The following is an 18,081-nucleotide window of genomic DNA, read 5'->3' on the forward strand; positions in this document are numbered from 1 at the left end:
AAAAGCAAGCATATTTTTGAAAATATGCTTGCTCCATATGGCTGCTCACACTCGACCGTTTGTCATTCCTCTTCCGGATAACGCATGCCCCAGTCCTGGCGGGCTTTCGTCATCAGGGCCATGACGTCGACGGTGTAGTCGAGATGCATGAAATCCCGCTGCCCCGCGACGGTGCGCTCCATATCCTCGATCTCGTAGCAGAGCGCATTGGCTGTCTCCCCTGCGACGATCTCCTCCTTGCGGCCGTCCTCCGTCCAGGTGATCACCGCCTTGTCGCCGCGCGGGTACTCCATGAGCTCGACATACGCCTTGTCGAAGGAGAGCATGCCGCGCTTCGGCTGCTTGGCGTGCAGCGACAGCATGACGGTCGCCATCTCCCCCTGCTCGTTCTTCAAGAGCATGCTGGCCTGCTCGTCGACACCGGTCGGCGCATAGAGAACCTGGGTGGCGATTTCCTGCGGGCAGGAGCTCATGAACCAGCGCGCGAAGGACAGCGCATAGACGCCGATGTCGAGCATGGCGCCGCCCGCGAGGCTGCGGTTGAAGAAGCGGTTTTTCATGTCATACGGCTTGTAACTGCCGAAATTCAGCGTCATGAGGCGCAGCGGGCCAAAGTCGCCGCGGTCGATGCGCTCGCGCAACACGCGGTAGATCGGCATGTGGTAGATGGTCTGAGCCTCAGCGAGCACGAGGTGATGCTCCATCGCGAGCTTGACCGCCTCTTCGAGCTCGTAGTAGTTGAGCGTGATGGACTTCTCGCAGAGCACGTGCTTGCCGGCAGCGAGTGCCTGGCGCAGGTACTTGATATGCGTGTTGTGCGGCGTCGAGATGTAGATGATGTCGACGTCCGGATCCTGGAACATGTCTTCGATCTTGTCGTAAACCTTGCCGATGCCGTACTGCTCGGCAAACTGAACGGCCTTCGCGTGCGTGCGGTTGCCGACGGCGTAGAGATTGCCGCCGAGCCTCTGCATCGCCTCAGCGAGCTGATGACCGATGACGCCGCAGCCGAGCGTAGCCCATCTGTACTGTACTGCCATGATACCCCTCCACTCTTTCTTGACAAAACAATACTGCAGATTCAGCAGATTCACTTGTAGGATAGCAGGGATGCGCGCCAAAAGCAAGATGCTGCACGGATTTGCCTTTGTGCCCACTATCCGCTACAATAAAGAGAACAAACAAATTGAAACGAACTCCGATGATACCGGTCGAAAGGATGAACAGACATGACAAAGGATGAGATGATGCAGCAGAAAAAGATCACGACGGCGGGCAATCCAGCAAAGCCGACAGGGGAAGCCGGCGAAAAGATGCTCGCACGCATGAACGAGAGCCACGCCGAGCTCACGGCCTGGGGCCTCTCCTTCTTCCACTGGCAGGGCAACGAAGATGTCCTCGACATCGGCTGCGGCGGCGGGGCCAACCTGCACCGCATGAGCGGCCACATCGAGAGCGGCCATCTGACGGGCGTCGACTACGCCAGGACGTCGGTCGAGACATCACGCCAGACGAATGCTGACGACATCGCCGCCGGCAAGATGACGGTCTGCGAGGGCTCGGTCGAAGCACTGCCGTTTGCTGACGATGCGTTCGACAAGATCACGACGGTCGAGAGCTTCTACTTCTGGCCCGATCCGCCCGAAAACCTCAAGGAAGTCCGCCGCGTCCTCAAGAAGGGCGGCACCTTCCTGCTCATCTCCGAGATCTACGACCATCCGGGCCTCAGCGCCGAAGTCCAGGAGAACATCAAGAACTATCACCTCTACAATCCGACGCCAGAGACCTTCAAGGCCATCTTCCGCGCCGCAGGCTTCCGCTCCGTCGCCGTCCACATCGAAGAAGAGCATGGATGGATCTGCATCGAGGGAACAAAGTAAAGCGCCTTTTCCATGCAAATGATAGAAGAGGCGCCAGCACCGATGTCAACAGAAAGCAGCATAATCCTGCCAGAATGATGGAGACAGCAGGGAATGGCTGGGCGCAACGTTGCCCGGCCATTCCCTGCTGTCCTGCACGACCAAAAAGTAATGCCTGCCTCATCGCCACATCCCTGCGCTCCGCTAAAGCCGACGGCTACGCGAGGAAAAACACATCGCGTACAATATCGCGTATCATGGTCAACTACCCCCACCTAACGCCTTCGGCGTTTGAGGTGGGAGCTTGTAAGTCGGAACTGCATAGGTACTAACGAAATCGAAAAGATGTCTTCCTAAATCCGCCTACATCATCGGGTGGCTGACAACACCCGCTTTGCTAAGGAGTTTACTCCGAAGCAGTTGTTATCCTTTCGTAACGAGGATGGTTATCTCCGGAAATCCACATAGTTCCGAGGAGCTGAATATTCATAGCTCCGATACGGTCATCATTAGATCTGTAACCACACTGGCAACGATATAAGTGTTTGTGATGGTCACGATTTTCTTTGTGGATAGTGCCGCATTTGGGACAACGTTGAGAGGTATACTTAGCAGATACCTTCAGAACTTCGGAACGATTTTCATGAGCCTTATAGGTCAGGAATTGCTCCAACTGATAGAACGCCCAGCTGCGCAGGTCGTAATTTTGTTTCGCAGTTTTGGAAAGATTGGACGCTTCGAAGCTAACACCGGTCAGATCTTCAAGCACAAACAGCGTATCTTTGCCGTATTTTTCAACGAGTGTCTTAGAAATCTGATGGTTTACATCAGACATCCAACGGTTCTCTCGTCCCAGCAAAATGTTCGCCCTCAAAAGTGCATTTGGTTCTTTTTCCGAGTGTGTTGATCGATAGGATTTGACCATCATCAACGAAACTGTAATCTCGGTTACGAACCAAATCAGCTTGCGGACGAGTAAAGAATATCGGCTTCCAAAGCCATTCCAATGTCTTGGCGATGCGTTGCCAGTTGCCATTCTCATCCTTATATCTGTAGGGATTTTGGAAGAGCTGTTGTTTTACCGTCTTATATCTGGCAATCGTCGTCTTGATAGAAGACTGGGCCAGCTGCGATTTCAGACCGAACTGGCTGCGCAGGTCACTGTACAGTTCTCTGTTGAGACTTTGGTAGACCATGTTAAATCGGTTGTCGAAGATGTACTGCGACACGAAGTTACAAGCCTGACGGTATTGTTCAGTCATCTGACGGAACAGAGTCTCTTGTTCGGGAGTAACATGTATACGAAGTTTTATCGTTTTAGTTAGGTTAGACATTTTTTCACCTGCCTTTCTAAAATCTATATTACTTCATCGAAAATTATTATATCATATTTTTGCTGAAAGTCTATTATTTATTATTGAAGGGAGGAAGCGGGCATTCTTCACCAACCTAAGAGGTCGGGGTCTCCTGCCCACGATATGATGAAATCCCCTTCCTCTTCTTCGCCTGCTCAATCAGAGCAGCGGCCTCCTCAAACGCGTGCGGCAGGTAGTCCTCCTCCCACTCGCGCCCCTTCTTCTCCTGCGCCTTGATCTCCTTCCAGCCCGTCAGCGGCTTGCCCGCATCGTCGAGCATCGGCTCGTGGAAGACATGCGGATGGCGGCGCACCATCTTGTCCGCCGCGGCCTGCGCGACATCCTCCAGCGAGAAAAGGCCTTCCTCCTGCGCCAGCTGCGCATGGAAGACCACCTGCAACAGAAGGTCGCCGAGCTCTTCCTTGAGATTCTCCGCCCGGCCCGTCTCCCGCAGGATATCGATCCCGCCGAGCACTTCCGCCGCCTCCTCGATGCAGGCAGGCTTCAGGCTCTCATGCGTCTGCGCCCCATCCCAAGGACATCCCCCCGGCCCCCTGAGCCGCGCCACAATATCACAAAGCCGCCCGACCGACGCCAATCGATTCTTTTCCTCATCCATAAAAGTCTTTCCTTTCATTTTACCTTTTTAACGACACGAAAACGTACCGAGGCAAGGCTCACATCTCACCGTCTCATTTTGCCATTCAAAAGCATCTTCCAATACACAAGCCCAAGGACAGGAAGTCCCCATGCCTATAAGCGAAGCTTCAGCCTGCTGCGCGTAGCGTTAGGCATGGGGACTTTCTGTCCGCCTCGATTTACAGCAACACGAAAGCTCCTTCTAGCACACGAGCCCAAGGTCAGGCTATAAGCGAAGCTTCAGCCCGCTGCGCGCAGCGTTAGACAGGCTGACTCCTGACCGCCTCGCTTTGCCAGACTCATCTCCCCCGCAAACTCTCCGCCACCGTAAACAGCACGATTGCCGCCCAGACGAAACCGAGCGCGCTGATCTGCGCCATCCCGAACGACTCGTGGAAGAAGAAAATTCCGAGCAGCAATCCAATCGTCGGACTGATGTACTGGAAGAAACCGAGCACATTGAGCGGCAGGAGATTGGCCCCGTACGAGAACAGCACGAGCGGCACAGCCGTCACGACACCGGTTCCCATCAGGAGCAGTGCGAGATTCGGCGTCGCCAGCGTGAAGTGGCTCTCAGGAGACGCCATGAGCATGCCGATGTACGGCACGGCAAACGGCATCATCAGCAGCGTCTCGAGCGTGATGCTCGAGAATGGGTTGAGGTGCAGCTCTTTCTTGAGCGCACCGTAGATCGAGAACGACACGGCCAGCACGACAGCCACCCAGGGCAGTTTGCCGAGCTGGTACGTCATGAGCACGATGCCGATGGCCGCAAGCAGGAGACTGATCTTCTTGAGCCCCGAGATGCGCTCGCGAAAGAACACGATGCCGAACAGCACGCTCATGAGCGGATTGATGTAGTAGCCGATGCTCGTATCGATGACATGGTCGTGATTGACTGCCCAGATATACGTCAGCCAGTTCAGGCTGATGATGAAAGCCGCCAGCAGGAGGATCAGGCTGCGCTTCTTGTCCTGCCAGAGCGCGCGGCAGTCCTCTTTAAAACTCTGCCAGCGCCTCGTCACGACGAGCACGATGACCATGAAGAAGAACGACCAGACAATGCGGTGCGCCAAGATCTCGTTGGCCCCCGCCCGCGCGAGCAGGTTCCAGTAGAGCGGCAAGATACCCCATATGATATACGTTGACAGAGCCGCTATCATACCCGTGCGGCGCGCGTGATCCATATGTATTCCTCCATTCGGACTGTTCAGTAGTCGATAATCCAAAACACATACCTATCAGTATAGCACAAAAGTCAGCCCGCGGCGCGGAGAACCGCACCGGGCTGACTTTCTACTGCTATTTCGATGGATTTCGATATGGAGGCGACGGGATCACTTGACTGCGCGCTTGGCCATCGCGTAGAGGAAGATGCAGAGCACGAAGTAAGCGACGATACCCGCAAACGTCGCGGCAGGCGAAGCGGCCCAGGCCTTGGCAAACCAGTCGATGCCCGCGATGTGCAGGACCGCGCTGATGAGGCTGCCGATGGCGCCGCCCGCGACGAAGCCCGAGGCGACCGTGTTGCCCTCGCTGAGGCGCTTGGCGTTGACCTTTGCGTCATCGCTGCTGTGCGAGACAAAGTACGAGATCAGGCCGCCGACGAGGACCGGCGTATTGATGCCCATCGGCAGGTACGAGCCGAGCGCAAAGGCGAGCGGCGGAATCTTCATCATCCAGAGCAGGACCGCGAAGAATGCGCCTGCCATGTAGAGCGGCCACGGCGCGTCGCCGCCGTCCATCATCGGCTTGACGATGGCTGCCATCGCATTGGCCTGCGGCGCCGCCAGCGCCCCCTCGCCCGTGAAGCCGTAGGCGTGGTGCATGAGGAAGACGACGCCGACCGAGACAACGCCCGCGAGCACGATGGAGACGAGCTGCCACTGCTGCATCTTCTTCGGCGTCGCGCCCGTGATGTAGGCGACCTTGAGCTCCGACATGAAGTTGCCCGAGACGGCGAGCGTCGCGCAGAGGAAGGCCGCCATCATGAGGATTGCGATGATGCCCGTCTTGCCCGCCATGCCCGCGCCGCCCATGACGACAGCCGAGACGATGATCATGAAGATCGTCATGCCGGAGACCGGCTCATTGCCCGTGAAGGCAATCGAGCTGATGCCGACAACCGAGAGCATCAGCGCAAAGAGCATGACGAGCACAAACGCGATGGCGGTCTGCGTCAGGCTCTCGGCGCACATCACATGGAAGAAGACGGCAAACAGGATGGTCATGAGCAGGCTGCCGAAGACGATCTGCGTCATCGGCAGATCCTGCTGCGTGCGCAGCAGCATGCCCGAGGAAGAAGCGCCCTTCGAGAAGAGGTCTGCGACAGCGCGCTTGACGACGCGGACGACGACGCCCGACATCGAGAGCAGTCCGATGATGCCCGACATCGCGAGCATGCCGATGCCGATGTGGCGGACGTACTGCGAGAAGACCGCGTCGACCGGTGCATTGGCGAGCAGCATCGTCTCACCGCCGACGACCATCGTGTGGTCGCCGCCGAGATAATAGGCGACCGGGATGCAGACGAGCCACGAGAAGAACGAGCCAGCCGCGATGATGGCCGCATAGCGCAGGCCCGTGAAGTAGCCGATACCGAGCAGCGCCGCGTCGTTGTCGAGGCTGAAGACGAGCTTGTACTTGTCCGCGAGCACCTGGCCCCAGTGGAACGTCGTCGTCGTCAGGAGTTCCTGCCACCAGCCGAGTGAGTTGAGCACGAAGTCATAGACGAGCGCGACCGCACCGCTCACGAGCATGATGTGCGCCTTCGAACCCTCATCCGACTCGAGCACCTCCGCCGCCGCACTGCCCGACGGGAACGGGTAGACACCGTCCATCTCCTCGCAGAAGTAGCGGCGGAAGACCGTCGCCAAAAAGACGCCGAGCACACCGCCGAGCACGATCGGGATGGCCATCTCGAGGAACGAGACATCTTCGATGTTCAGGATGTAGAGCGCCGGCAGGATGAACATCGCGCCGCCGATGATATTCGTACCGGCACTCGCGATGGCCTGGATGTGGACCGTCTCCGGGAAGGCGTTCCTGCGGTGAAAGAGTACCGCCATGCCCATGGCCAGCACCGACACCGGTGCAAAGGCATCGACCGTCTGCCCGATCTTCAGGCAGAGATAGCCGACCGCCAGAGCAAAGAGCACCGAGAAAAATAATCCCCAGAACACGACGTACGAGTTGATTTCCTCGTACGTCTGATGGGGCGACATCCGTGGTGCATACGGACGCCGCGTCTTGTTTTCATCTGACATACAAATCCCCCTAATCAGCACTGTCCACTCGTCATGGATAACAGCACTACTACAGTTTACGTCAGGGCGGGATGTCTGTCAAGAATGTAAAACGCCGGATTCGCATGTATACAAGGTGATACAGCCTATATCACCGGTAAAATAGTTGCAACTGTCTTTTTTATGTGTACAGATATTGTCTCTTACAAATGGACAATATCGATCTCAAAACGAGACATAGCAGGAAAACGCACGCCCCTGTCGAATAAAAAATCAAAAAGAACGCAAAATAAGTGGACAGAAAATAGAAAGAAGATGTACCTATGTTCCATTCCAAGATTACAAGGCGCCTCGTCACTTCATTTTTACTCATCGTGCTCGTCTCCCTCTCACTGCTCGGCATCCTGCTGCTCAACTACTTCCGCGACTACACGATGCAGCAGGAGAAGAACGCCCTGATCCTCAACGCAAAGATCATCGAGACATCACTGGAGGACCAGCTCTACAGCAGGGACGTATCTGGGCTCCACACGACGCTGCAGGAGCTCCACGAGAAGACCGACCTGCGCGTGACCGTCATCGACGCCGATGGCGCCGTCCTCAGCGACACGGCCGACCCAAACCAGGCCATGAACAACCACCTCGACCGCGAGGAAGTCCAGCAGGCCATGACGGAGCCCTATGGGTTCGCCATCCGGCAGAGCGAGACACTGAAAGAGAACCTCATGTACGTCGCGGTCCCGGTCTACCGGGGCGGCCAGCTCATCGGCATCATCCGCACCTCCTCCTCACTCGTCTCGATGGAACAGTCGTACCACACGGGCCTGCGCGTCATCCTCTCCGCCCTCTTCTTCGCGCTGCTCGCCGCGCTCATCATCGCCATCTGGCTCGCGCACCGGCAGGTCCAGCCCATCCGCTGCCTGAGCCTCGACGCCATGGAGATCGCCAGCGGCAACCTCCACAAGCGCCTGCAGTGGCAGAGCGGCGATGAGTTCGACACACTCGTGCAGACCATCAACCAGCTGACGCGCAACCTCTCCGCCAAGATACAGGAGTCACAGGCCGAGGCCGAGAAGATGAGCCTGATCCTCAACCACACCGACAACGCCATCATGCTCATCGACGAACGCGGCCTCATCGTCGACACGAACCGGCAGGCTGAAGAGGACTTCCAGCTGCAGGGAAATGCCCTGCACCGCCACAGCATCCACGTCATCGGCAGCGCAGAGCTCTCCGAGACCGCGCAGGAAGTCTGCCGCCAGGGCAAAGCGCAGACCATCACGCTGACCATCCGCAGCAAGACATACCAGGTCTTCCTCGCGCCCTTCTACGACGGCCCCGACGAACTCGTGCTCGCCGTCTTCCACGACATCTCTCTGCTGAGGGAAATCCACCAGCGCCAATCCGAGTTCGTCAGCAACGCCGCCCACGAGCTCGCCACCCCGCTGACCTCCATCTCCGGCTTCGCCGAGACCCTTTTAGACGACGATTTCAAAGACCCCGAGGCCAGCCGCCACTTCATCGGCATCATCTACCGCGAGGCCCAGCGCATGAACAGTCTGATGAAAGGCCTACTCGAGCTCGCCCGCCTCGACAGCACCCACGGCAAGACCAAGATCAAGCGCATCCCCGTCGAGGTCAACACCATCCTGCACCAGACCGCTGAGCAGCTGCAGGCCAAGGCAAAGAGCAAGGGGCAGACCCTCATCGAAGAGCCCGCCCCCATCCCCCTCTACGTCCTCGCCGCCCCCGAGCTCTTCGGGCAGATCCTCTACAACCTGACTGAGAACGCCATCAAGTACACCCCAGAGGGCGGCACCATCCACCTGAAGAGTCGGCAGGTCGCCGACCATCTCGAGCTCACCGTCGCCGACAACGGCATCGGCATCGGCCCCGCCGACCTCCCCCGCATCTTTGACCGCTTCTACCGCGTCGACAAAGCCCGAGCCCGCAAATCCGGCGGCAACGGCATCGGCCTCTCCCTCGTCAAATTCCTCGTCGAACTATTTGGCGGCACCATCGACGTCAAGAGCCAGATTGGCCAAGGCACCACCTTCACCCTGACCTTCCCCCTCACGACAAAATCCTAACAGGCACACAAAAAGGCTTCCATCGAATCACCTACGATGGAAGCCTTTTCCATTCTCACTAGAAACGTATAACGCTGCTCGGTTGCAAAAGCAAGGCGACCGCCCAAAGGGCCAGTCGCCGCGCGTCCCACTAAGACCGGAGAACACTTTGCGATAACGTACCTCAGGGCGAGGGGATATCTGTCGCCTGCAGGAGCGCAGTGACCGCCCGCAGGGCTGGTCCCCAAGCAGGCCGTGTCAAGGCTCTGCGATGTCAAAGCGCCGCGGCAGGCGGCGAACCGCCAATGCCCCGCGCACTCACATGGGGACCATTCAACGGAGCGACGAAGCCGACAGATATCCCCTCGCCCCGTCGTAGCCCCACTCATTTCCTGCAGACAAATCCTGCAAACGATCCCGTCCGCGTGACCATGACCTCCCGGTACATGCTGCGCAGCCGCTCCTCGAGACTCTCCGCCGTATCAAAAGGCGGCGTGAAGAACCCCATCGGCACGCAGAACGCCCGGACAAAGAGATCCGTGACCCGGTTCTGCCCCTTGATGTAGCAGCATCCCGTGAACGTGCCGCCCTTCTTCAGCACGCGATGCGTCTCACAAAAGGCAGCCATCTTGTTCGGGAACGCGTGCAGCCCATTGAGCGAGAGCACGCAGTCAAATGAGCTGTCGAGATACGGCAGATTGCCGACATCACCGCGCGCAAACTCCACCTGATGCAGGCCGCGCGCCGCAGGCGACGCCATCGCCTGCGCGAGCATCTGCTCCGAGTAGTCGAGGCAGACGATTCGCGCCGACTTCATCCTGCGGTAATGCGGCAGCGAGAGCACGCCCGTGCCGACTGGCACCTCGAGCAGCGTGCCCGAAAAGTCCTCCGGCAGCCCCTGGAACGCCTGCCGGACGAACGACTCGTAGCGCGGCCCGCGAAGCTGCCAGAAAAAGCGGTTGGCAAGCCTGCCGAGCAGGCTCTCATTCTTCATCATGCCGTCGTATCCCTTGCTGAGCTGTCCGACGACTGCATACGCATTGTGCACGATCTCTCTGCGCTCCATCTCATCCCTCACCTTTCCGCTGCCTGTATCGCTTCTCATATTACCTACTATACTATCACGCAGGCGGGCGGCTGGATATGGGATTTGTCACAGATGGGATGGAAATGGTATTGGATTGTCCTGTTTTCGAGCGTCTTATTTCCGCAACGTCTCGCGGTCGATCTCCGTGCCGTCCGGCAGGAAGCAGGCAATCTCCACGCTCGCATCCTTGACGCAGAGCGTCAGGTAATTGTCCGTCTCCGGCTGCGGCGCGATGACCTTGTCGAGCGCATGGTCGACCCAGAGCCCCGGATAGCGCACATTGCCCGCGACGCCCGTCAAGACGTAGAGCGGGCCGCTTGCATCACGCTGGAAGTCCTTGATATGGCCGCGGTTGCGGTACGTGTGCAGGTGCGCCGAGAAGACGACATCGATGCCCGCCTCATCGAAGAGCGGCATCCAGGCACGGCCCTCGTCCGAGAAACCCTCCTTGCGGTCTGGCCGGTTCGTGATGCGGTACTGCAGCGGGTCCTTGTGCATCAGCACGATCTTCCACGTCTTGTCGGTCTTCTTGACATCCTCGCGGAACCACGCCTGCTGCGCTTCAAGCAGGCCCTGATGGAAATCCGCTGCCTCCTCCGTCTGCGTGTCGAGCACGATGAAGTGCGCCGGGCCGTAGTCGAACGAGTAGTAGCGTCCCGCAAACTCCTCGCTGCCGTTTGCAGGCAGTGCGAATTCGTGCAGGTACGCCACAGGCTCGCGGACCTTCCAGTCCTCGTTGTAGGTCTCGTGATTGCCCATCAAGGGGGCCACGGGGATACGGTCGATGATGCCCGCGACCGCGTCGAACCACGCCTCCCATTGGCGGTGGTCCTCGCCGTTGTCGACGAGATCTCCCATATTGATGAAGAAGTCTGCTCCTTCATTGCGCTCTGCCGCCCCCTGCGCGAGATGCTTCCAGTCCGTGTAGTCATTCGACTGCGAGTCCGGGAACATCAGCGCCGAGAATGCGCCGCCGTCATCCGTCTGCAGCGCGTGCCAGTCATCACACTGGCCGTCCGCCTTGATGCGGTACTCATACGGCTGACCCGCCTCCAGTCCGCAGAGCCTTGCCGTGTAGAGCTCGACCGTCACGCCGTCGTCCGTGAACGACTCGCGCGCAGCCGGGCTCGATTCGATGGCCTTCTCGCCCTTCAGGCGGTACTCGACGACCGCATCTGTCCATTTCACATCCGCCTGCCACATGATCGTGCGCGCATGGGCATTGTCCGATGCGATGACCTGGCGCAGATCGCGCAGGACGGGCTTGCCCTGCGCTGCACCGAGCGCATGCTTGGCCAGCCGTCCCGCCAGCTCCGTGCGCGAGAGCGCCCAGCCGCCGCCTGCCAGCACCACAGCACCCGCGCAGATGGCCAGGAACCTGCGCCGCGACATCGTCCTGCCCTGCGCCTCATTCTCCTGGCGGCCATGATCTTGTCTATCGTGATCGTTATCCATGATAATTCCCTTCCTGATTCAAAACGAGCAAGCTAACTCACTGTATTTATTCTAGCAAGTCTTTGTAAAATTCACCTGAAAATCCTGCCTGCCTCTATCATACAAAAAAACTGCCGCTTTGCGAAATGCTTATCGCGAAGCAGCAGTCATAGAGCCGAGGCATGGCTCAGGGGGACAGCGACAGGGGGATGTGCTGCAATCAGACGTAGCGGCAGACGTGATCGACTGCGATGTCTGAGAAGCCGAATGCCTCAGCCTTCGTCAGGCGGCCATTGGCAATGGATGCAATCTCCTTGACGAGCGCGCGGCCCATCTCCGGGACGGACTTCTCACCGCGCACGATGGGGCTGAGGTCAGCATCCATATTGTCCTCCATGCAGCGGTACGTCCGCTCATTGGCCGTGACTTTGCAGACCGGCACGATGGCATTGCCCGTCGGCGTGCCGCGGCCCGTCGTGAAGATGATGACCTGGCAGCCCGCCGCGGCCATCGAGGTCACCGACGAGATGTCGTAGCCCGCCGTATCCATGACGAGCGCACCGCGCTTCGTCGGGCGCTCCGCCTGCTCGAGGACCTCGACGATCGGACGCGTGCCGCCCTTGCGGATGCAGCCGAGGCTCTTTTCGTCGAGCGTCGAGAGGCCGCCCGCCTTGTTGCCAGGCGTCGGCTGGCCGGCGCGGCAATCCTGGCCTGCCGCACCGAGATGCGCCTCATACGCCTCGCAGACGCGGATGATCTGGCGCTGGATCTCAGGCGTCGCCGCACGCTTGGCGAGGATGTGCTCGCCGCCGATCCATTCGATGGACTCGCTCATCATAGCAGAAGCGCCCATGTCGACGAGGATGTCGCTGAGCTCGCCGACAGCCGGATTGCAGGCGATGCCCGACGTCGCATCCGAACCGCCGCACTCGATGCCGAGCAGGAGCTCCGACGCAGGGAACAGCTCCTTCTGCTGCATGCCGGCCTGCTGCGCCATGTCGCGCGCGGCGCGCACGGCCTTCTCAATTGTCTTGAGCGTGCCGCCCTCCTCCTGGATGCCGAACGAAGCGACAGGCTTGCTCGTCATCTTCTGGATCTTCTCGCGCAGCGCCGCATGCGGAACCGTCTCACAGCCGAGACCGATGATGACGACGCCGTAGACATTCGGGTTGCAGGCAAAGCCCGTCAGCACCTTCTGGCTCATGGCCGTATTGGCCGCCACATCCGAGCAGCCCGTGTTGAAGACGATGTTGACCGCGCCGCGCACCTGGCTCGCGACGATGCGGCAGCACTCACTGCCACAGGCGCACGTCGGCAGGATCAGGATGTGATTGCGCACGCCCGGACGTCCCTCCGCGCGGCGGTAGCCCCAGAACGAGAACGGCGCGAGGTCCGGCGCGCCGGCTGACTGCTTGGCCTGCATCACGAAGTCATCGCCTGCAAGCTCGCTCTCATAGTCGCGCGGCACGCTCTTTAAGTTCTGGTCGTTGACCCAATGGCCCTTCTTAACCGGATCGACGAGTTTGCCGAGGCTCTCGCCGTACTTGAAGATCTCCGCCCCCTCTGCGAGATCTTCAAGCGCAATCTTGTGGCAGTACGGGATATCCTCCTCCGCCACGAGCGTCCGGAGCTCTGCGCCGTCCTGATAGGCGACGCTCTGTCCGCGCTTCACTTCCTTGACACACGTCACGACATTATCGTGTTCGTCCATCAGCAATGCATTGATGCTCTGTTCCATGTTCATTCCTCCGCTCTTCTCGATTCCGTGAATCCAAAGTCTTCGTCTTTCGTCATTACCCAAAGCATACCGCATTTTCCCTATTTATTCCAATTTATAGATTTTACATCCGGATAAATACAGGATTATAATAGAGACAGATTCCCTGCAGCGCTACGACAGCAGAAAGAAGGAATGCATATGCAGCAGGACATGCGCTACGTCTATGAAGTCTACAAGCAGAAGAGCTTTTCCAAGGCCGCGCAGGCGCTCTTCATCACCCAGCCGGCCCTGAGCATCGCGATTGGCAAGCTCGAAGACAAGATCGGCATGCCCATCTTCGACCGCAGCACGCGCCCCATCAGCCTGACCACCGCCGGGCGCGTCTACCTCCGGGCCATCGAGCAGACGCGGGCGCTCGAACAGGACCTTCGCCATCAACTCGATGACATCCGCGAGCTAAAGCGCGGCGAGATCACGATCGGCAGTAGCCATTTCATCAACGCCTACATCCTGCCCCGCATCCTCACCGCGTTCAACCAGGCCTTCCCGCAGATCCGCCTGAACCTGCTCGAAGGCAGTTCCCACGCGATGGCCCACATGCTGGAGCAGGGCGAGATCGACCTGACCTTCAGCTGTGACGACTGCGTCATAAAGAACTTCGCGAGCACGCCCGCCTTCACCGACACCATCCTGCTGGCCATCCCCGGGGACGGTCCCCGCCACGCGCAGCGCGAGCGCCTGACGGCAGCAGACATCCTCGCCGGGCGGCACCTCGACCCCGGCTGCCCGAGCGTCGACCTCACGGACTTTGCCGCAGAGCCCTTCATCCTGCTGCGCAGCGGCAACAACCTGCACGACCGCGCCATGCGCTTCTTCCACCGGGCAGGCATCGAGCCCGCGGTCAAGATGGAGCTCTCTCAGATGGCCACCGCCTACCGCCTCGCCGAAGCAGGCTTCGCCGCCACCTTCCTGAGCGACCGCCTCATCGTCCACAAGAACAGCCGTCTCTCATTCTACCGCCTCGCCGCCCCCGAGAGCCGGCGCAGCTTCTACGCCCTGACGAATCCCAAGCGCTACACGTCAGAAGCCGTCCAGCAGTTCATCGGCCTCATGCCGCAGGCCAGCGCAATCTGACACAAAAAATCGCATCGCCTCCGGATAGTACATCCAGATGGCGATGCGATTGTGTCCGGCACATCATTGACATAGACCCGTTTGAGCGCGCCGGGCGACGTGCCCTGCGTCAGATCCTGCTCGCGAAGCGTCATGCCGTAGTCCTCAATGGCAAACGTGCTCGCATCGACCGCCGCAGCCGGTATCGGCCGATCATACGAGAGCACGATGGCCTTGAGCTTCGAGCCATCCGTATCGACAACCCCCACCGTCCGGACATCCCGGATGGCCTGGTCGGCCGTCGTGACAAAGTCCGGCTCCTGCTGCTGCACTTGCGGCGCAGACGGCACCTCTGCCGCCCAGACAGGAGCCGCCGTGCCCAAAGAAAGCATCACCGCCAACGATAGGATTGCCCTGGTTTTCCGATTCATACACAAACCCTCAATTCCAACAAAACACGAAACCCTGTCCGCATTTTACACCTTTCCGGCCAGACAAAAAAGAGGATATCCATTAGAATCCGTACGGCACTCAACAGGATAAGCAAAGGGTGCGCTCAAGAAAGTAACTTTCTTGAGCGCACCCTTGCATTATATTGCAATCACGTAGACTTTCTTGTCGCAAAAGGCTATCCCATACCTCCATACATTCTGTATGCCTCGCTTTTGGAATTCTGTCTCATGTGGTTGAGGATTTCTGTCGCATAGATGTCGCGGATTTCTTTATTGGGGATGCGCAGGGCATAGCGGTTGCGGCGGGTGGCGACTGATGTGGTGGTGGTCAGATAGCCGGTCAGCAGGAGAATCGTATACAGGGCACTCTTGTCGCGCCCGATATCTTCATAGATGACGCGCTCGTTCAGCGTAACCTGTATCGTGTCGCCATCCAGGAGCGTCTGCAGTGCCTCGATCCGCTGCGCATCCGCCTTTTCGAGCAGTGCGCGCAGGATGCCATTGCCAGAGGTATTGACCCAGTAATCGCCAAAGCGGTCATTGCGGAAGAAATTGATGACTGACCACGGGTTGTAAATCTCCACTTCACCAAAATGGTAGCCGTCGTACCATCTTCGGATTTCAGGCAGGCGGTCCTCGCGTCCCAGATCATGCGCCATCTCGGTGACTTCCTCCGACGTGAAGCCGATGACGTCGTCATAGCGCGTGCTCAAGACAGAGCAGACATCGAGGTTGTTGAGGTCGCTGAAAATGCTTTCCTTAGCCACACGCAGGACGCCAGTCAGCACAGCAAATGCCAGATTGTCATTGCTCTTGAGCGCACTGCCGAGCAACTGCTTCAGGAAGGCAATGCATTCCCGATAAAAACCATTCTCCCAAGCCTGTTGGACAGGTGCATCATATTCATCAATGAGCAGGATGACCTGCCGCCCATAATGCTGACGCAGCATCTCCATCAAGAGAGCCAGCGCCGCAGAAAGGCGCGCTTCATCCGCTTCCATCTCTACAATCTGCTGGAAGCGCTTCTTCAACGGATCCTGCACGCGCGGGCTGTCGAGCAGATAGGTGTACCGGAGAAATAGCATGCTGATGTAACTGGAAAACAGCCCCTGCATCATCTCCCAGCTCAGACCATTCGTATCCTTGAACGTCAGGAACACCACCGGATACTGCCCGCACGCCCCCATATACGACGCCCCAGCCCGCTCGATGTCCAGCCCCACGAAGAGTTCACGGCTCTTGTCTGCCTTATCAATGGAAAAGAACCAGTCGAGCATGCTCATCGTCAGCGTCTTGCCGAACCGCCTCGGTCTCGTCAAGAGCGTCACTTTGCTATGCTCATCCAGCAGTTGCCGAATGAACCGCGTCTTGTCGACAAAATAATACCCCTTCCGCAATTCGCAGAAGTCTTCCACGCCGATTGGCATTGCCTTGTGCATACTGTCACCACCTTTTACTTATTGCCGTTTTTTTCATTATAGCACATCCGAAGGGTGCCGCGCCTCTGGTAATGCGTCTATGGTGTGCCAGAGTGCCGGGGACTCTGACGACACATCTTTTGGTATGATATAAGAAGAAAATGAGGTGTTCGACATGGTCAACTTCAAATGGAATCAGAAACGCGCGCTCGAAGTCGCGAAGGAAGACGGCATTTCTATTGGTGAGGCACGTGGCGAAGCGCGTGGAGAGGCACGTGGAGAGGTGCGTGGTAAGCTGATTGGCGAACGCAATGCCATGATGAAAGTCGCGCTGTCGCTCTTGAAGAAGGGACTTCCTGTAGGTGTCATCACCGATTCGACCAACCTCTCACTCGAGGAAGTCCGCAAGATTGCCAAGGATAATGGACTGGCTTTCTGACAGCGCGCAACGGTGAACAACGAATGCATAAAAAATCAAGAGGCATAGGAGTCGTAGCTCTTATGCCTCTTGTTGTCTTTGTGATGAACTCCCCCAAGGGGATGGTTGCGGTATTGCCCATCGCGCGGCGCTCAGAACTGCCAGTTGATGCCGACGTTGCCCTGCCATTTTTTATGCCAGTCGCTGCCAAAGGAGCGCTGGAAATTGTTGACGATGCACAATCTGGGATCTAGCAACATTCTAGGGGTTGACATTATGAGATATATCTCATAAAATATAAACAGGAGGAGTATATGAGATTTGAAGTCAAATTTTATGAAACAACAGACGGCAAGAAACCCGTAGAAGATTTTTTATTGAGTCTAGAGAACAAAATGCAGGCTAAGATGGTGCAGATGATGGAACTCTTGGAAGAAAAGGGGACCGACTTGCGTGAACCTTACACAAAGCCTTTGGGCGATGGTATTTTTGAGCTGAGATGTAAGCAATCTAGCAACATCTCTCGTGCTCTTTTCTTCTTCTTTCTCGGTGGTAAAATCATTATAACAAATGGATTCATCAAAAAGACCAACAAGACACCACCAAAGGAAATCCGCTTAGCAAAAGAGCGGCGTGCAGACTACATACAGCAACAGGAGGATTTATGATGAAAAGCTTACAAGAATTTAAAGCCGAGCGAATGAAGGACCCAGCATTTGCAAAAGCATACGCTGAATCGGAGCCTGAGATCAACATCATCCGCGCAATTGTCGAGGCTCGCAACCGGCAGAACCTTACGCAAAAGGAATTGGCCGAAAAGACGGGTATTGCACAGACTGAGATCAGCCGCATTGAGAGCGGTGCCCGCAACCCATCCTTGAAGATCCTGCAACGGTTAGCAGATGGCATGGGAATGGTTCTCAAGGTTTCGTTCGAGCCAAAGAGGGAGATACATGCATAATGTTCGACATGGTCAACTTCAAATGGGATCAGAAACGCGCACTCGAAGTCGCGAAGGAAGACGGTATTTCTATCGGCGAGGCACGCGGAGAAGCACGTGGAGAGGCACGTGGTGAACGCAATGACATGATGAAAGTCGCACTGTCACTCTTGAAGAAAGGGCTTCCTGTAGGTGTCATCACCGATTCGACCAACCTCTCACTCGAAGAAGTCCGCAAGATTGCCAAGGATAACGGGCTGGCTTTCTGACGGAGCGCGACGGTGAATAACAATTGCATAAAAAAACAAGAGGCATAGGAGCCGTGGCCCCTA

The 18,081-nt window shown here is 57.6% G+C and carries 18 protein-coding genes; 7 read left to right on the plus strand and 11 right to left on the minus strand.

The window, feature by feature from the left end:
• Window positions 1-62 precede the first annotated feature (62 nt).
• Window positions 63-1,040: a Gfo/Idh/MocA family protein gene (locus tag T518_RS02640; protein WP_036374766.1), complete on the minus strand. Its 978-nt coding sequence runs from the start codon at window positions 1,038-1,040 to the stop codon at window positions 63-65.
• A gap of 189 nt (window positions 1,041-1,229) precedes the next feature.
• Between T518_RS02640 and T518_RS02645 the strand changes: the two genes are divergently transcribed.
• A complete protein-coding gene (locus tag T518_RS02645; protein ID WP_036374770.1) occupies window positions 1,230-1,880 on the plus strand; it encodes a class I SAM-dependent methyltransferase in 651 nt (216 codons plus the stop codon).
• 385 nt (window positions 1,881-2,265) lie between these two features.
• On the opposite strand, the gene T518_RS12185 is transcribed toward T518_RS02645, so the two are convergent.
• The 5 genes from T518_RS12185 to T518_RS02665 form a co-directional block, all read right to left on the minus strand.
• Window positions 2,266-2,694 carry an RNA-guided endonuclease TnpB family protein gene (locus T518_RS12185; RefSeq protein WP_211248168.1) on the minus strand — a complete coding sequence of 143 codons (429 nt, stop codon included), beginning with the start codon at window positions 2,692-2,694 and terminating at the stop codon, window positions 2,266-2,268.
• Window positions 2,687-3,193: a hypothetical protein gene (locus T518_RS12190; protein ID WP_211248169.1), complete on the minus strand. Its 507-nt coding sequence runs from the start codon at window positions 3,191-3,193 to the stop codon at window positions 2,687-2,689. The genes T518_RS12185 and T518_RS12190 overlap by 8 nt, the downstream gene beginning before the upstream one ends.
• 115 nt (window positions 3,194-3,308) lie before the next feature.
• Window positions 3,309-3,833: a MazG nucleotide pyrophosphohydrolase domain-containing protein gene (locus T518_RS02655; RefSeq protein ID WP_036374773.1), complete on the minus strand. Its 525-nt coding sequence runs from the start codon at window positions 3,831-3,833 to the stop codon at window positions 3,309-3,311.
• 319 nt (window positions 3,834-4,152) lie between these two features.
• On the minus strand, window positions 4,153-5,040 hold the full coding sequence (gene rarD / locus T518_RS02660) for an EamA family transporter RarD (RefSeq protein WP_036374776.1): 888 nt from the start codon (window positions 5,038-5,040) through the stop codon (window positions 4,153-4,155).
• A 150-nt stretch (window positions 5,041-5,190) separates the two neighbouring features.
• Complete coding sequence (locus T518_RS02665; protein ID WP_036374779.1) at window positions 5,191-7,119, minus strand: OPT family oligopeptide transporter; 1,929 nt, start codon at window positions 7,117-7,119, stop codon at window positions 5,191-5,193.
• A 302-nt stretch (window positions 7,120-7,421) separates the two neighbouring features.
• On the opposite strand from T518_RS02665, the gene T518_RS02670 reads away from it, so the two are divergent.
• Entirely contained in the window at window positions 7,422-9,188 is a 1,767-nt protein-coding gene (locus T518_RS02670; protein ID WP_036374781.1) for an ATP-binding protein, read from the plus strand.
• Between the two features lie 364 nt (window positions 9,189-9,552).
• Here T518_RS02670 and T518_RS02675 read toward each other — a convergent pair whose 3' ends face one another.
• From T518_RS02675 to T518_RS02685, 3 genes are all read right to left on the minus strand, one after another.
• Entirely contained in the window at window positions 9,553-10,233 is a 681-nt protein-coding gene (locus tag T518_RS02675) for a class I SAM-dependent methyltransferase (protein ID WP_036374783.1), read from the minus strand.
• Between the two features lie 135 nt (window positions 10,234-10,368).
• Window positions 10,369-11,709: a purple acid phosphatase family protein gene (locus tag T518_RS02680; RefSeq protein ID WP_081828390.1), complete on the minus strand. Its 1,341-nt coding sequence runs from the start codon at window positions 11,707-11,709 to the stop codon at window positions 10,369-10,371.
• A 199-nt stretch (window positions 11,710-11,908) separates the two neighbouring features.
• Complete coding sequence (locus tag T518_RS02685; protein ID WP_155948039.1) at window positions 11,909-13,426, minus strand: UxaA family hydrolase; 1,518 nt, start codon at window positions 13,424-13,426, stop codon at window positions 11,909-11,911.
• 180 nt (window positions 13,427-13,606) lie between these two features.
• On the opposite strand from T518_RS02685, the gene T518_RS02690 reads away from it, so the two are divergent.
• A complete protein-coding gene (locus T518_RS02690; RefSeq protein WP_051652157.1) occupies window positions 13,607-14,542 on the plus strand; it encodes a LysR family transcriptional regulator in 936 nt (311 codons plus the stop codon).
• Here the strand turns inward: T518_RS02690 and T518_RS02695 are convergent.
• Together T518_RS02695 and T518_RS02700 are read right to left on the minus strand one after the other, a co-directional pair.
• Window positions 14,482-14,913, minus strand: a complete 432-nt coding sequence (locus T518_RS02695; RefSeq protein WP_162177189.1) for a hypothetical protein — start codon at window positions 14,911-14,913, stop codon at window positions 14,482-14,484. The genes T518_RS02690 and T518_RS02695 overlap by 61 nt on opposite strands.
• Before the next feature lie 236 nt (window positions 14,914-15,149).
• Window positions 15,150-16,412 carry an AAA family ATPase gene (locus tag T518_RS02700; RefSeq protein WP_036374787.1) on the minus strand — a complete coding sequence of 421 codons (1,263 nt, stop codon included), beginning with the start codon at window positions 16,410-16,412 and terminating at the stop codon, window positions 15,150-15,152.
• 154 nt (window positions 16,413-16,566) lie between these two features.
• Between T518_RS02700 and T518_RS02705 the strand changes: the two genes are divergently transcribed.
• From T518_RS02705 to T518_RS02720, 4 genes are all read left to right on the plus strand, one after another.
• A complete protein-coding gene (locus T518_RS02705; protein WP_155948040.1) occupies window positions 16,567-16,830 on the plus strand; it encodes an RpnC/YadD family protein in 264 nt (87 codons plus the stop codon).
• 293 nt (window positions 16,831-17,123) lie between these two features.
• Window positions 17,124-17,477: a type II toxin-antitoxin system RelE/ParE family toxin gene (locus tag T518_RS02710; protein WP_036374791.1), complete on the plus strand. Its 354-nt coding sequence runs from the start codon at window positions 17,124-17,126 to the stop codon at window positions 17,475-17,477.
• Window positions 17,477-17,770 (plus strand): helix-turn-helix domain-containing protein, encoded by a 294-nt coding sequence (locus T518_RS02715; RefSeq protein ID WP_036374799.1) that lies wholly within the window; start codon window positions 17,477-17,479, stop codon window positions 17,768-17,770. The genes T518_RS02710 and T518_RS02715 overlap by 1 nt, the downstream gene beginning before the upstream one ends.
• 8 nt (window positions 17,771-17,778) lie before the next feature.
• A complete protein-coding gene (locus T518_RS02720; protein ID WP_155948042.1) occupies window positions 17,779-18,018 on the plus strand; it encodes an RpnC/YadD family protein in 240 nt (79 codons plus the stop codon).
• Window positions 18,019-18,081 lie beyond the last annotated feature (63 nt).

The sequence above is a fragment of the Mitsuokella jalaludinii DSM 13811 genome (assembly GCF_000702905.1).
GTDB classification, from domain to species: domain Bacteria; phylum Bacillota; class Negativicutes; order Selenomonadales; family Selenomonadaceae; genus Mitsuokella; species Mitsuokella jalaludinii.